The sequence below is a fragment of the Hymenobacter cheonanensis genome (genome assembly GCF_030581075.1).
Taxonomy (GTDB): domain Bacteria; phylum Bacteroidota; class Bacteroidia; order Cytophagales; family Hymenobacteraceae; genus Hymenobacter.
Map to the genome: position 1 here is coordinate 310419 of NZ_JAUQSW010000002.1, position 14148 is coordinate 324566.

At 65.5% G+C, this 14148-nt stretch carries 12 protein-coding genes; 6 read left to right on the forward strand and 6 right to left on the reverse strand.

Features of this window, described 5'->3' with window-relative positions; genetic code table 11:
* Positions 1–25: 25 nt before the first annotated feature.
* The 6 genes from Q5H89_RS04935 to Q5H89_RS04960 all read right to left on the reverse strand — a co-directional run bounded on the left by Q5H89_RS04935 (position 26) and on the right by Q5H89_RS04960 (position 7072).
* Positions 26–1327: a nucleotide sugar dehydrogenase gene (locus tag Q5H89_RS04935; protein ID WP_305018188.1), complete on the reverse strand. Its 1302-nt coding sequence runs from the start codon at positions 1325–1327 to the stop codon at positions 26–28.
* A 32-nt stretch (positions 1328–1359) separates the two neighbouring features.
* Positions 1360–1989, reverse strand: coding sequence for an acyltransferase (locus Q5H89_RS04940; RefSeq protein ID WP_305018189.1), 630 nt, complete (start codon positions 1987–1989; stop codon positions 1360–1362).
* 138 nt (positions 1990–2127) lie between these two features.
* Positions 2128–3627, reverse strand: coding sequence for a DUF2079 domain-containing protein (locus tag Q5H89_RS04945; RefSeq protein ID WP_305018190.1), 1500 nt, complete (start codon positions 3625–3627; stop codon positions 2128–2130).
* A 40-nt stretch (positions 3628–3667) separates the two neighbouring features.
* Positions 3668–4639, reverse strand: coding sequence for a glycosyltransferase family 2 protein (locus tag Q5H89_RS04950; protein WP_305018191.1), 972 nt, complete (start codon positions 4637–4639; stop codon positions 3668–3670).
* Positions 4640–4783: 144 nt separating this feature from the next.
* A complete protein-coding gene (locus Q5H89_RS04955; RefSeq protein ID WP_305018192.1) occupies positions 4784–6127 on the reverse strand; it encodes a hypothetical protein in 1344 nt (447 codons plus the stop codon).
* 186 nt (positions 6128–6313) lie between these two features.
* Complete coding sequence (locus tag Q5H89_RS04960) at positions 6314–7072, reverse strand: class I SAM-dependent methyltransferase (RefSeq protein WP_305018193.1); 759 nt, start codon at positions 7070–7072, stop codon at positions 6314–6316.
* 194 nt (positions 7073–7266) lie between these two features.
* Between Q5H89_RS04960 and Q5H89_RS04965 the strand changes: the two genes are divergently transcribed.
* From Q5H89_RS04965 to Q5H89_RS04990, 6 genes are all read left to right on the forward strand, one after another.
* Positions 7267–7755, forward strand: coding sequence for a hypothetical protein (locus Q5H89_RS04965; protein WP_305018194.1), 489 nt, complete (start codon positions 7267–7269; stop codon positions 7753–7755).
* Positions 7755–9236 (forward strand): hypothetical protein, encoded by a 1482-nt coding sequence (locus Q5H89_RS04970; RefSeq protein WP_305018195.1) that lies wholly within the window; start codon positions 7755–7757, stop codon positions 9234–9236. The genes Q5H89_RS04965 and Q5H89_RS04970 overlap by 1 nt, the downstream gene beginning before the upstream one ends.
* A gap of 57 nt (positions 9237–9293) precedes the next feature.
* Entirely contained in the window at positions 9294–10877 is a 1584-nt protein-coding gene (locus Q5H89_RS04975; RefSeq protein WP_305018196.1) for a glycosyltransferase family 39 protein, read from the forward strand.
* A gap of 48 nt (positions 10878–10925) precedes the next feature.
* Positions 10926–11477 carry a carbohydrate binding domain-containing protein gene (locus Q5H89_RS04980; RefSeq protein WP_305018197.1) on the forward strand — a complete coding sequence of 184 codons (552 nt, stop codon included), beginning with the start codon at positions 10926–10928 and terminating at the stop codon, positions 11475–11477.
* A 111-nt stretch (positions 11478–11588) separates the two neighbouring features.
* Entirely contained in the window at positions 11589–12149 is a 561-nt protein-coding gene (locus Q5H89_RS04985) for a hypothetical protein (RefSeq protein ID WP_305018198.1), read from the forward strand.
* 39 nt (positions 12150–12188) lie between these two features.
* Positions 12189–14057 carry a hypothetical protein gene (locus tag Q5H89_RS04990; protein ID WP_305018199.1) on the forward strand — a complete coding sequence of 623 codons (1869 nt, stop codon included), beginning with the start codon at positions 12189–12191 and terminating at the stop codon, positions 14055–14057.
* Positions 14058–14148: the final 91 nt, after the last annotated feature.

The following is a 14148-nucleotide window of genomic DNA, read 5'->3' on the forward strand; positions in this document are numbered from 1 at the left end:
GCTCATTCTCTTGTTCACTCATTGATTACAGGCTCCAGTAGTGCAGCTCCTCCATTGGCTTGCTGCGATACAGGCCTTTAATATCGACGAGCACGGCATTATCGGCCGTGATAGACTGGAAGTACGCCTCGTCTTTGTCCACGTAGGGCTGGTGGCTCACGGCCACAATCACGGCATCGTAGTCGTGGCGGATTTTGTCCGGCGCCGTGAGGCGGAAGCCATACTCGTGGTGCAGCTCGTCGGAGTCGGCGTGCGGGTCCACGATGTCCACATTCACGGAGAAGTTTTTCAGCTCCTGAATCACGTCGGCCACCTTGGAATTGCGGATGTCCTCCACGTTTTCCTTGAACGTAGCGCCCATTACCAGCACGCGGCTCTTGGCCACGTCCTTGCCGCGCTTTATCATCATCTGCACCGTTTTGCGGGCGATGTAGGCGCCCATATTGTCGTTGGTGGTGCGGCCGCTCAGGATGACCTTGGCATCGTAGCCCAGCTCTTTGGCCTTGTAGGTCAGGTAGTACGGGTCGACGCCAATGCAGTGGCCGCCCACCAAGCCGGGGCTGAACTTGAGGAAGTTCCACTTGGTGCCGGCTGCCTCCAGCACCTCGTAGGTATTGATGCTCATGCGGTCGAAAATCATCGACAGCTCGTTCATCAGCGCGATGTTCACGTCGCGCTGGGTGTTTTCGATAATCTTGGCGGCCTCGGCCACCCGGATGCTGCTAGCCCGGTGCACGCCGGCATCTACCACCAGCTCGTACACTTTGGCAATGGTGTCGAGGCTTTCGGCGTCGCAGCCGCTCACCACCTTCACAATGCGGCGCAGGGTATGCTCCTTATCGCCGGGGTTGATGCGCTCGGGCGAGTAGCCTACCTTGAAGTCGCCGTTGGCAAAGCTCAGGCCCGAGAATTTCTCCATCACCGGAATGCAGTCTTCCTCGGTGCAGCCGGGGTACACGGTGCTCTCAAACACCACGTAATCACCTTTTTTCAGCACCTTGCCCACCGAGCCCGAGGCCCCTAGCAGCGGCTTGAGGTCGGGCTGGGCGTGCTCGTCGATGGGCGTGGGCACGGCCACGATAAAAAACCTGGCCTCGCGCAGCACCTCCAGCGAGTCGGTGAAGGTGATGTCGGTGCCTTCGAAGGCGCTGGCATCCAGCTCGCCGCTCGGGTCCTGGTGGTTGCGCATCATCTCCACGCGGCCGGCGTTGATGTCGAAGCCGATAACCGAGAGTTGCTTGGCAAATTCGAGGGCGATGGGCAGGCCCACGTAGCCGAGGCCAATCACGGCCAGCTTGGCTTCTTTGCGGAGGAGTTCGTTGTACACTTTTTGTAGAATTATGAGTTATGAATTATGAGTTATGAGTTGGCCGTTAGCGAGCTAATTTCTTCACTCATAATTGATACCGATTTTTTATCAGGGCTAAGTTGGTAGGCTTCAGCGGTTTCGGGGCAGCTAGCCCGGCCGGCCGCATCGAAGGCCAGCCGGTGGCCGGCGGCGCTTAGCCAGCCGTGCTGCCGGGCGGGCGTGCCGTAGACGAGCGCAAAGGCCGGCACGTTGCGCGTGACCACGCTGCCCGCCCCCACGAAGGCGTAGCGGGCCAGCCGCACGCCGCACACAATAGTGGCATTGGCCCCGATGCTCACGCCGCGCTCCAGGTACGTGGTTTGGTAGTGGCCCTCGCCCCGGCGCGGCACGGCGCTGCGCGGGTTTTTGACATTGGTAAACACCACCGACGGGCCCAGAAAAACGTCGTCTTCGCACACCACCCCGCTGTAGAGGCTCACGTTGTTTTGCACCTTCACGTTGCGGCCCAGCGTCACGCCGTCGGCTACAAACACATTCTGGCCCAGCGAGCAGTTTTCGCCCAGCACCGCGCCCGGCGCCAGGTGGCAAAAGTGCCAGATGCGGCTTCCGGCGCCCACGCGGCAGCCCGCGTCGAGCACGGCCGTGGGATGAGCGTAGAAGTCGGAAGCAGGTTCGGCCACGGAGCGGGATTGGGTTTTGCCGTGCAAAGGTAACAGGCTGAGCGGGGTTGGGCAGAAGCCGCGTTTTTTGAAAACCGGCCGCGCCGCTACGTCAACTAATTGCCTACTATAGAACTGCCCATACACAAACCCATTGCGCTAGGGCCGCCACGCGGCCGCCGAGTCGGCCGGGGCCAGCTGGCGGGCCAGCAGCACTAGTTGCGCATCTTCGTAGAGCACACGGTAGGCGGGGTCGGTGCGCAGCTGGGTGGCGGCGCGCTTGGCATTCGCTACCGAGAGCGGCCAGGCGCCGGCTTCGTCGGGCTCGCGCAGCAGGGCCACCAGCCGGGCCGTGCGCAGCACCGGAAATAAAAACAAGTCGCGCCGGTTGGTGAGGTGCGGGGTTAAAGTCGAAGACGCGCTGAGCGGCACATCGGCCGGCACGCGGGCCAGGGCGGCGCGCAGGCCGGCCGGGTTGGGGTAGGCCGGGCGGTAGTGGCTGCCAATGAGAAAGTTGGTGGTAGCGCGGTCGTACCAGGTGCTGCGCCGCGTATAGAGCGTTGCCACCGTAAACAGCACCACCGCCCCCAGCGCCCAGGGCCAGCGGCCGGCAGCCGGGCGGCGCGCGCCGGCTAGGGCATCGGCCACGGCCAGGGCCAGCACGGGCGCTATTTCGATGGAGTACTGATAGTTGAGCCCCCAAAGACCAGCATCGCCAGCCAGCAGCTTCTGGCTCAGAATGGGCAGCAGCATGAGCGCGTACCAGGGGCGGCGCAGCAGCGCCCAGCCGCCCGAAAGCAGCAGCCCCACCCACAGCTCCAGCTTGATGTAGTCGTAGGCCGTATCGGGCAGGGTGTTGGTAAAGAGCGTGTTCCAGAGCAGGCCGGGGTGCGCGAGCAGGTTGCCGGCAATGGCGGGCAGCGAGGCACCCAGCGCCCCGTAGCGCGCCAGCTGGGTGTAGGGCCGGTGGTTGGTGTCGAGGGCGGGCATTAGGTAGCGCGTCAGCACCACGAAGTAGGCTAGCGCCAGCCCCGCGCCCAGGGCGGCGCGCCACACCACGGCGCGGTGCTGGCGGTGCTGCCAGGCCAGGCCCAGCAGCACAAAAGCCAGCCACAGCGCCAGGTTTTCCTTGCTGATGATGATAAACCCGGCGGCCAGCGCGGCGCGGCCCCAGCGCTGCTGGGCCACCCAGCGGGCTAGCCAGGGCAGGGCCATCGCCCCCAGCACATTATCATGAAAATCAAACCCCAGCGCCGAAAACAAGGCCCACTGGCTACCCAAAAAGGCCAGCGCCCAGTTGGCCTGCGTTTCACTAGCCCCTACGTAGCGGGCGTAGCGCCATATGCCTAGCAACCCTATCAGCAAGGCCCCAATCTGGAGCAGCAGCAGCGCCCACACCGGCCCCACGAGGTAGTAGAGCGGCACGGCCAGGGACGGCGTGAGGCTGAAATGCCCTGCCAAAAAGGCCGTGGGTGGCGCGTCGGGCAGCAGCGTCACGCGCGGGGCACGCAGGTGGGCCAGGTCGGTTACGGCCTGGGCCTCGTAGCCCATATCGAGGGCGCCGGTGCGAAAATTAACTTGATTGACCAGCGATACCAGGCTGTAAATCAGCCCAAAAAGCACCAGCAGCCCGGCACGCAGGCGGCGGGGCAAAAGCAAAGCAGTGGGGCTACTAACCGACATGCGCACGAGAAACGGGCTAGCGGCGCGGCAGGTGGGCCGCCGCGTTTTCGCCCGGCGCGGGCAGGTTGCCGTCTGACACGATGTAGAGCGGGCGCTGGCGCACGTTGGCCCCTAGCCGCGCCAGGTATTCGCCGATGATGCCAACGGCGATAAGCTGCACGCCACCTAGAAACAAGATGCTGACCATCAGCGAGGCCCAGCCCGGCTGGTACTGCCGCGTGATGAAGCGGGCATATAACGTGTAGAGGATAACCACGAAGGCCAGCCCCGACACAAAAAAGCCGCTGACGGTGGCCACCTTGAGCGGCACGTCGGAAAAGGCCGTGATGCCGTCGAGGGCGAAGCGCAGCATCTTGGAATACGTGTAGCCCGTGACGCCGCCCGCCCGCTCGGCGCGGTCGTATTCGAGGTAGGTCTGGCGGTAGCCAATCCAGGAAATCTGGCCGCGCAGAAACTTGTTTTGCTCGGGCATCTGGCGCAGGGCCAGCACCACCTTGCGCGAGATGATGCGAAAATCGCCGGTATCGACCGGAATCTCGATGTGGGTGAGGGCCCGCAGCAGGCGGTAGAACAGCTTAGCGGTGAGCTTCTTGGCCGCGCTTTCGCCCTGGCGCGAGCGCCGCTTGGCGTACACTACCTCATAGCCCTCGTGCAGCTTGGCGTAGAGGCTGGGAATGAGTTCGGGCGGGTCTTGCAGGTCGGCGTCGATGATGACGACGGCCTGGCCCTCGGCCCGGTCAAGGCCGGCCGTAACGGCAATCTGGTGCCCAAAATTGCGGCTGAAGCTGAGGTAGCGCACGTGGCCCGGGTCGCGCTCGGCCAAGGCCATGAGCTGGGGCAGCGAGCCATCGCGCGAGCCGTCGTTCACAAAAATCAGCTCGTAGCCGCCGGGCAGGGGCATGGGGGCTAGCAGAGCCGTGAGGCGGCGGTGCAGCTCGCCAATATTAGCTTCTTCGTTGAAGATGGGAATAACGACCGATAAATCCATGCTAAAACAAGCCGCCTGAGCGCGGGGCACCGGCAAAAGTAGAGCCGGCCGGCTGGCCGGGCGGCCTGGCTAGGGCCAATTAAAGCTGACAGGAACTTCGTTCGTGGCCTGCGAGCCCAAAAACTGCCGCCTGGCTAGGGCCAATTAAAGCTGGCAGGGCCCCGTGCGCAGCAGGCGGCGGGTTTGGCGGCGCAGCTTATCGCCCCAGATGGCCTCGATAACGGGGCCCTGGCCCATCGCATCGGCGCGGTACAGCCAGTCGGGCTGGGGCGGCACGCTAACCCCGCGCAGGCCGGGCATCTCGAAGTACACAGCGGGGTCGAGCTGGCGCACACGGGCGGCGGCGTACACCAGCCACTGGTTGCGGTAATCGGCAGGCTGGGTGGCAAACCAGGAAATCTCATCTACGCCCCACACCACGCCCCAGGCGCGCTGGCCGGGCTCGCCCACGCGGGCCAGGGTACCATTATCGAGTTCTACCAGGGCCGGCAAATGCTCGCGGAAGGTGCCATCGGGGGCCACACCGCCGCCGCTACGCCCATAAATGGCGCCCGAGCGGTCGCCGGCATCGGCAAAGTCGAGGTAGGCCGAGTGCGCGCCCCGCCGAATGGTATCGCACTCGATGGGCCGCGCCGGGCAGCTGTGAAAGTCGAACAGCAGCTGCCGCTGGCCGGGGGGCAGGGGCTGCGCGGGGTCGGGGTCGTAGTACTCGTCGTGGGTGTGAGCATCGCAGAGCACAAAGCCCCGGTTGCGGGTGCGGGCGTAGGCGCGCACCCGCTGCAAGAGGCGCCACCAGGCGTGGTGGCCGGCGTCGCGGTCGTCCATGCGCATCACCTGGCCAAAGTGCAGGGCCTCGCAGCCAGCATCAATTTGCTGGCAGGCCAGGGTGTAAAACCAGAGCTGCGTTTCGGGCTGGCTCATGTCGGGAATGCCCGGCGCCTGGCCGGGCGGGCGCTCGTCCCAGCGGTAGTGGTTGGTATCCTCGGCGTCGAAATAGGCCGGGTACATCATGCTGGCAAACTGAAAGTTGCGCTGCGGCACGGCCAGGGTGTCTTCGCCAAACTCGGCCCGGGCGGCGTTGGGCACCGGCAGATTGGACGCGTGGGCCTCTATCACCTCAAAAATGGCGCCCTGCACCACCATCGCCGGCTGGGCGCGGTGCAGGTCGGCCACCAGCTGGCGCAGGGTATCGGCGCTGGCTTGCAGTGCCTCGGCATCGTGGGGGGTGGCCCAAAACCCACCCACCCGCCCGGCAAAGCGGGTGCCGGCCGCCCCGGCCCACTGCGTGAAGGCGCGGCGCTCGGCCACGGGCAGGGTGCGCAGGTTTTGGATGGTCATGGCGCGGGCCAGGTAGTGCCGCACCAGCGAGTCGGACGCGGGCAGCGAGGCCGGCGCCCGCCGGGTAGCTAGCGGCTGCCCTGCGGTGGCCAGCGCGGCCAGCAGGAAATAAACCCATGCGCTCAGGCCGATAAATTTTCTGATGACCATCGCGTTCGTTGCTTGCCCCCCGCCAGCGGCATCCCGCAGTAGGGTTGCGGCACCAGCGCAGGCGCGTTCGTTAAAGAAGCCGCCAGCGCCCGCAAAAGTGCCGCGCGCTGCCGTGGGCCCCATTGAGGGGCCTAGCTGCTTACGGGATAACCGACGGCCCGACCATCCCGGGCCAGGTTTTTTGGGCTAGGCCGGCTTTTGAGCCAGGGCAAAGACACTGACGCCAATGGGCAGGTTGGCGCGGCGCAGCACCAGGTTTTCGAGCCGCACCCAGCCAAAGAGTAGCTTGTTGAGCGGGCCGGCAAAGTGGTGCAGGTCGCCGGTAGAGCCGGGGGCGGCCACGGTGGCCGGCGGGCCGCTCAGCAGGCGCTTGCCCAGGCGCAGGGCGGCCGTGGGCAGGTACATGGCCGCGTTCCAGAACGAGCTGCGCAGGGGGCGCAGGCCGGCCCGCACCATAGCCGCCACCAGGCCCGCCCGCGAGTAGCGGCGGTAGTGGTGGTTCACCACGTCGTGCTCGCTCCAGAGGTAGGCGTGGGCCGGCACAAACACCAGCAGCTGCCCGCCCGGCCGCAGCACGCGGGTCCACTCCTGCAAGGCTTTAGCCTCATCCTCAATGTGTTCGAGCACGTCGGAGGCGATAACCAGGTCGAAGCGGGCGTCGGCAAACTCCAGGGCCGCACCGTCCATCACCGACACGTGGGGCACGCCCCGGGCCTGGGCCAGCTCGATGGCGGGCGCGCTCACGTCGATGCCCGTTACGTCGGCGTAGCCCTGCTGGCGCAGGCGCTGCATAAGCGGGCCGCCCGAGCAGCCAATTTCCAGAATGGCGGCCGTGGTGGGCAGCTGCATATCCTGGATGAGGGCAAATACCGCGTCGCGGCGGCTGGCAAACCACCAGTGCTGCTCTTCCAGCTGGTGGTATTTGGCTTCGTAGGTGAGGTCCATGCCCGGCAAAGGTAGCAGGGGCCACCTTTCGAGACCAGGAGCGGGCGTCGGCGCTGCCCTTCTCCTAGCAATTAGGCCAGAGCCGGTTACTTTTGTTGCTACGCATTTTTCTCCTTGATTACCAGATTTGCATGAAAAGCCTAGCGGCATTGCTTGGATTGCTTCTAGTGAGCGCGTGCTCCACGGGCTCTGACTTGCACCCCCCAATCGACGACTCGGTCGTCACGTTCAACGATTTTGAGAGCGGTGGCGGCTGGAGCAGCGACCCCGCCCACCACAACACCAGCCTGGTGCAGAAGGGCGAGGCGCACTCGGGCCGCTACGCCCTGCGCGTAGATGCCAACCACGAGTACAGCCTCACCTACGCCATGCCGCTAGGGCTCATTCGCGCGGCCAAGTTTCAGAAGCTGCACCTCGAAGCCTGGGCGTTTATGGCCAGCGAGCGGTCTACCGGCACGGTGGGCGTGCAGCTGCTGTCGCCCGACTACAGCCAGCAAATTTTCAGCGATGACATCAAGCTGCGCGACGCCGTGAAAACCTACGGCCAGTGGGTGCGCATCAGCAAGGACATTACGCTGCCCGCCAGCGTGACGCCGGGCCAGCAGCTGCGCCTGTTTTTGTGGCGGGCCGATGCCACCGACGCGGTACTGCTCGACGACGTACTACTGCGGATTCTGGACTGATGGCTACTCCGCTTTCTTCTCCTGGCGCGGCCGGGGCCCGGCGCGGCTGGTACTGGCCGGCCGGGCTAGCGGTACTGCTGCTGCTCGACCTGGCCTTCACCTTCTGGCGCAACTACCAGCTGCCGCTCGATGGCGACCTGGCGCCTACCGTGCTGCCGGCGCCCTGGTACGCGCAGGTGCTGCACGACCCCTTTGGGTGGTCGGCGCTCACGCGCCACGAGCTGTACTCGGGGCCCAACCGTTTTTTTGCCCACGCCGCCATGAGCGCCTACTGGAAGCTGGGGCCGCGCCTGCTGCAGCGGGTGCTCTCGCCCATTACGAGTTTGTACGTGGCTAGCGCGCTCTTTACCACGCTTACGCAGGCGGGGCTGCTGTTTTTGCTGGCCAGGCTGGTGCAGCTGGCCACCGGCGCCGGGCGGGCGCAGCTGTGGGTGATTGCCGCGCTGCTCGTGCCCTTTTTTCAAACTGCCCGGGGCTTCTATGAGCAAATGGGCATTACGGACCGGGCCGTTACTTACACGTTTTTCTACGCCTTTGCCATGGTGCTGCTGCTGGTGCTGGTGCTGCCCTTTTACCGGGCGGCCTTGTGGCAACAGCCGCTGCACCTGCCGGCCTCCCAAGCCCTGCTGTTGGTGGGCCTGATGGTGGTGGTCTCGTTCAATGGCCCGGTGGCTACTGCCACGGTGGCTGTGCTGCTGGTGCTGGTAGCGGGGTACTGGGGCTGGCAGCAGCTGCGGCGCCGGCGGGGCCGGGCCGGGGCTAGCCCCGGCTGGCTGACGGGGCAGACGCTGGGGCTGCTGGCCATTCTGGGGGTGCTTAGCCTGTACTCGTTTTACATCGGCCGCTACAATATTGAGAACAGCCACACCCACACCGTGTGGCAGCTTTACCAGCTGCTGCCGGGCGGGCTGGCCCACTACCTGCTGTTTCAGCCGGGGCTGCCGGTGCTGCTGCTGGCCGCGCTGCTCAATGTGCTACTGGTGCGGCGGCTAGCCCCCTCGGCAGGCCGCCAGCGGCTGCTGCGCACGCTGGGTTGGGTGGGGGTGTTTGGGATGCTATACCTGCTGCTGCTGCCGCTAGGGGGCTACCGCTCGTACCGGCCCTATTTGCTACGCAACGACACGGCCCTGCCCGTGGTGCTGGGGGCCGTTTTTGCCTATGGCTACTCGACCTACTTTTTGCTAGGGCAGCTGGGCGGACGCGGGCGCGGCGCCTATGTGCTAGGGGTACTGGCACTATCAGCCTTCTTTCTGCGGGCCGATGGCCTGCCCGACGGCTCGCCCACCAGCGACTGCGAGCGCTGGAGCCTCGACCAGCTGGCCCGGGCCGGCGAGCCCGTAGTGGAAGTAGCCGGCTTCTGTCCGGTGCTTACCTGGGGCCTCGCCACCGACCCCCAGCAATCGGAAATAGCCGGCCAGATGCTCTACTACTGGCACGTGACGCCCACCGTAAAAACTTACTATCAGAAACCCCCGCTATAAGCGCCGGCCCGGCGGCGCCCTGCGGGCGCGCCGGCCGTGGCGCTGCGCCAGTTCCTCATGGGCACCTCTCCTACCCTGCCTTTACCCGCGGCTTCGGCCCGCACCCAGCGTTTGCTGGCGGGCGGCTTCTTTCTGCTGCTGGTTTTATTTTACTACTGGCCGTCGTTGCAGTGGCTACCGCGCGGCATTCACGAGTGGGGGCAGGGCGACCGGCTGGCCCTGGCTTTCGGCTTCTACGACCACGGCATGAATTTTTTCAAGCCGCACACCTTCACGCTGATGTCCATCGACGGCGTCACGGGCGTGGAGTTTCCGCTGATACCTTACCTGGCGGCGCTGGGGGCCAAGGTGGGCGGGCGCTCGCTGATAGTGCCGCTCTACCGGCTGCTGACCAGCCTTACGGCCTGGCTAGCCTACTACTACTTGTTCCGGCTGGTGTTCGAGCGCACGGGGCAGTTTGTGGCGGCGCTGGTGCCGGGCCTTTTTCTGGCGGCCTCGCCGGTGTTTGCCTACTACGCCGGCAATTTTCTGCCCGATGCCGCGGGTGCCTCGCTGGCCATAGTGGGAGCTTATTACTTGCTGCGCTTCCCGCGCAGCCAGCGCTTTGGCGACCTAGCCCTGGCCATTGCCATCTACACGCTGGCCTCGCTCATCAAGCTCTCGGCGGCGGTGTACCTGGTGGCGGGCATCAGCACGCTGCTGCTGTGGGGCTACCTGCGGCCGGCGGCCTTCACGCTGCGGCAGCGCGTATGGCTGCTACTGCTTATGGGGGCTAGCCTGAGCCTTATTGCCGGCTACACGCTTTATAATGATTACCTTAACCAAACTTATAACTCCGAGCTTTTTCTGGCGGCGGCCCGGCCCCTGACGACCATGGAGCAGTTCGACGCCTTGGTGCGCCGCGTGCGCGAGTCGTGGAGCTACGAGTATTTCGTGCCGTTTCAGTACCCCGTGTTGCTCGCCAGCCTATTCGTGTGCCTGCTGAGCTGGCGGCGCATCGGGCGCACCGAGTGGCTGTGGGCCGCGCAGCTAGGCCTGGCCACGGTGGGCAGCCTACTGTTTCTCAAGCTAATGGGCGTGCAGTTTCAGCACCACGACTACTACGTGCTGGCTCCCTTCTGGCCGGGCCTGGTGCTGCTGGTGGCGCTGGCTACCACGCAGCTGGCGCTGCACATGGGACAGTTGCCGCAATGGGTACCGCGGGTGCTGTTTCTGGCGCTGGGGCTGGGCATTTTGCTGCCGGGCCTGCGCCGCTACCGCGAGCGCATGAGCGAGCCTTACCAAGGCTTCAGCAACGACTATACCTACCACTGGATGATGAACGGGGCCGCCACGCTCGCCCAGGCCGGGGTGCCGCCCCAGGCCACCCTGCTGGTGGTGGGCAGCGGGGCACCCAACCTGAGCCTGGTGTACTTCGACCACCGGGGCCTGGTGTGGAACCCCGACCGCCAGAACCTGCCCCCCAGCGCCTTACTGCAGCAAATGACCCAGGTGGGCCTCGATTACCTCATCATGCCCCGGCCGGTATTTGAGGAGATGCGCACCCGCTACGCCGATTTGCTCACGACCTTCTCCGAATTCACGGCCAATAATCAGTTCGTAGTGCTCAAGCCGCCGCACGCTATTCCGCACTGGCGGTAGGCGGCGGCGCGGCACTGGGCGCCTTACCTTTTTTCTTTTTTCTTTCTGATGAACTACCTGCTACTTGCCCTGCTAGGTGCGACCGCGCTGAGCGCCTGCTCGCGCGACGCGGCGGAATTTCCCGCCCCAAATGCGCTCATGCACAACGACTTTGAATCGGCCGCCGGCTGGGTGGCCGATGCCACCAGCCTCTCGACCGAGCAGGCGCACTCGGGCAAAGTGAGCCTGAAAGTGGACCCCACGCACCCCTACAGCCTCACCTACTACTCGCTGCTGGGGCAGCTGAGCGAAGGGCACATTCGCGGGGTGCGCGTCGAGGCCTGGGCCTACGCCCCCAGCCACGCGGCCAGCGCCAACGTGCGCCTCAGCATCGGCCTCAACGATGCCCCCGGTGGCCAGCTGATGCTGGGCGACGGCATCCCGTTCAGTACGGCGGTAACCGAAGACGGCAAATGGGTGAAGGTGAGCAAGGACTTCATTTTTCCGCCCAAGGCCAACTACTCCTCGCAGCTCGTGATGTACCTCTGGAATGGCGGGGGCACCGGCAACGGCGCCGGCCCGGCCTACCTCGACGATATCCAGCTCACGGCCATCGAGTAGTGCCTGGCCGGCCCGCCTGGCCGCCCCCGCGCACCCGCCCGGGGCCCGCGGCGGGCGGCCAGGCAGGCTTACATTTGGCGCGGTGCGCGCCGCCGTTTTCAGCTTTTACCCATGCGATTTCTCTCCGCTACCCGTCTGCTTATCGCCGCTGCCAGCGGGCTGCTCACTGCCTGCGGCGGGGGCGCCAAGCCCACCGGCCCCGACGCGGCCGTGCTGCTCGACAACGACTTTGAGCACAGCCTGGGCTGGGGCGGCGGGCCGCAGCCTTCCCTAACCACGGCGCGGGCCCACAGCGGGCGCGTATCCGCGCTGGCCAGCCCCGAAGTGCCTTTCAGCTACACCTATGCGGGCACGCTCGACGAGCTTAGCCCCGGCAAAGTGCCTACCCAGCTGGAGCTTACGGGCTGGGTGCTGCGCACGGCGGCCGGCAGCACGGCCCGCCTGGTGGTGCAGGTAGACGCCAGCGCCACCGACGAAAGCCGGGTGTTCTACGCGGCCCTGCCGGTGGCCGAGGCCGTGCCCAAATTTGGCGAGTGGACAGCCGTGAAGCTGCCCTTTACGCTGCCCGCCACGGCCAGCGGCGCCAACCGCCTCAAGCTGTATTTGTGGAACGACGCCGGCACCTCGCCCACCTACCTCGACGACGTGGTGCTGCGGCGTGGGGGCCAGTAGCGGCCCGTTTTTCTTTTCGCCTTTCGCTTCGCTTTTGCTATGCCCGCTCGCTCGCTGGCTTCGCCGCCCGCCCGGGGCCCTTGGTCGCTAGGGGCGCTGCTGGTGCTGTTTGTGCTCATGGTGCAGGTGCGGCTGTGGGTGCCCAACTGGGATACGCACAACGTGCTGGCCATCCTGAGCTGGGATTCGATGGGGTATTACCTTTACCTGCCGGCCCACTTCATTTACCACGACCTGGGGCACCAGGCCTTCGCGGCCGACATCATGCGCGAGTACGGGCCCAGCAGTTCGTTTTACCAGGCGTTTCAGGTGCCGGGCGCGCCCGCCGGGCAGCTCGTGATGAAATACACGATGGGCCTGGCCGTGCTCGAAACGCCGTTTTTCTGGCTAGGGCACTGGGCGGCGGGCTGGCTCGGCTACCCACAGGATGGCTTTTCGGCACCCTACCAGGTGGCCATCGCGTTTGGTGGCATGCTGTACACGCTGCTGGGCCTGGGGCTGCTGCGCCGGGTGCTGCTGCGCTACTATTCCGATGCCGTGGTGGCCCTCGTGCTCGTGACGCTGCTGCTGGGCTCCAATTTTCTGGAGTACGCGGTGTTCGACGTGGCCATGACCCACAACTACCTGTTTGCCGGCTACGCGCTGCTGCTCTGGCTCACGGTGCGCTGGCACGAGCGGCCTAGTAGGGCGGGCGCCTTTGCCATCGGCCTCACGCTGGGGCTGCTGGTGCTCATTCGGCCCTCCGAGGCGGTGGCGGCGGTGGTGCCGGTGCTGTGGGGCGTGGGCAGCCTGGCCGCCGCCCACCAGAAGCTGGCCCTGCTGCGCCAGCGCTGGCCCGATGTGCTGCTGCTGGGCCTGGGCGGCGGGCTGGGCGTGCTGCCGCAGGCCCTGTACTGGCACTGGGCTACCGGGCACTGGCTGTTTTACAGCTATGGCGACCAACACTTTAGCTTCCTGAAGCCGCACGTACTGAAGGTGCTGTTCAGCTTCCGCAAGGGCTGGCTGGTGTATTCGCCGCTGCTGATTGTGGTATTGGCGGGCTTTGTGCCGCTGTGGCGGCGGCACCGGGGGCTAGCCGTGCCAGCCCTGGCGTATTTCCTATTGAATCTGTGGGTGGTGTCGGCCTGGGACATCTGGTGGTACGGCGGCAGCCTGGGGCAGCGGGCGCTGGTGCAGAGCTACGCCGTGCTGAGCCTGCCCTGGGCGGCAGCCGTGGCCTGGGTGCTGGCGCCGGGCCGGGCCCGGCTGGCCGTGGCCGCAGTGACCGTGTCCACGGTGCTGCTCATCGACCTCAACCTTTTGCAGCACTGGCAGATACAGAATAGCATCATCGACGCCGAGGATATGAACCGGCGCTACTACTTCGCCATCTTTGGCAAAATCTCGCCCACCCAGGCCGACTACGCTCAGCTCGACGTGCCCGCCAGCCTGCCCCGCGCCGAGCGCCACTACCACCCCCGCCAGCTCGGCAAGCTCGACTTCGACCAGGCGCCCGCAGATGCCGCCAGCGGCATCTGCGCCGAGCAGGGCTACTACAGCCGGCAGTCGTTCCGGGCCGATGGCGGCCACGCATACAGCCCGGCCCTTGCGCTGCCCATTGGGGCTAGCGGCCTGCACGGCGGCCAGTACGTGCGCGCCGCCTGCCAGGTGTTTTCCGACTACGGCGCCTGGGGCAACAAGCTGGTACTAACCGTAGAGCGCAACGGCCAGAACCTGGCCTGGTACGGCGCCCGCCTCCAAAACCCCGGCTGCCACAACCGCACCTGGAACCACATTTATTTCGACGCGCCCCTGCCCGCCGATGTGCAGCCTACCGATGTGCTCAAGGTGTACACTATCAACGAAAACGGCGCCGCCTGCTTTGTCGATGATGTGGAAGCTACGGCGATGGAAGAGGTGAAGAAGTAGGGAAGAGGTGAAGTGAGGGCATCGGCAAAGGGTCCGTCATGCTGAGCTTGCCGAAGCATCTTGCCTGTGGCAGTAATTTCTAACGCTAGGG

Bases quoted from the DNA above. Each gene is read 5' to 3' on its own strand.
- Q5H89_RS04955 (WP_305018192.1), bottom strand. From the start codon at position 6,127: ATGGTCATCAGAAAATTTATCGGCCTGAGCGCATGGGTTTATTTCCTG.
- Q5H89_RS04980 (WP_305018197.1), top strand. From the start codon at position 10,926: ATGAACTACCTGCTACTTGCCCTGCTAGGTGCGACCGCGCTGAGCGCC.
- Q5H89_RS04960 (WP_305018193.1), bottom strand. From the start codon at position 7,072: ATGGACCTCACCTACGAAGCCAAATACCACCAGCTGGAAGAGCAGCAC.
- Q5H89_RS04970 (WP_305018195.1), top strand. From the start codon at position 7,755: ATGGCTACTCCGCTTTCTTCTCCTGGCGCGGCCGGGGCCCGGCGCGGC.
- Q5H89_RS04990 (WP_305018199.1), top strand. From the start codon at position 12,189: ATGCCCGCTCGCTCGCTGGCTTCGCCGCCCGCCCGGGGCCCTTGGTCG.
- Q5H89_RS04950 (WP_305018191.1), bottom strand. From the start codon at position 4,639: ATGGATTTATCGGTCGTTATTCCCATCTTCAACGAAGAAGCTAATATT.
- Q5H89_RS04985 (WP_305018198.1), top strand. From the start codon at position 11,589: ATGCGATTTCTCTCCGCTACCCGTCTGCTTATCGCCGCTGCCAGCGGG.
- Q5H89_RS04975 (WP_305018196.1), top strand. From the start codon at position 9,294: ATGGGCACCTCTCCTACCCTGCCTTTACCCGCGGCTTCGGCCCGCACC.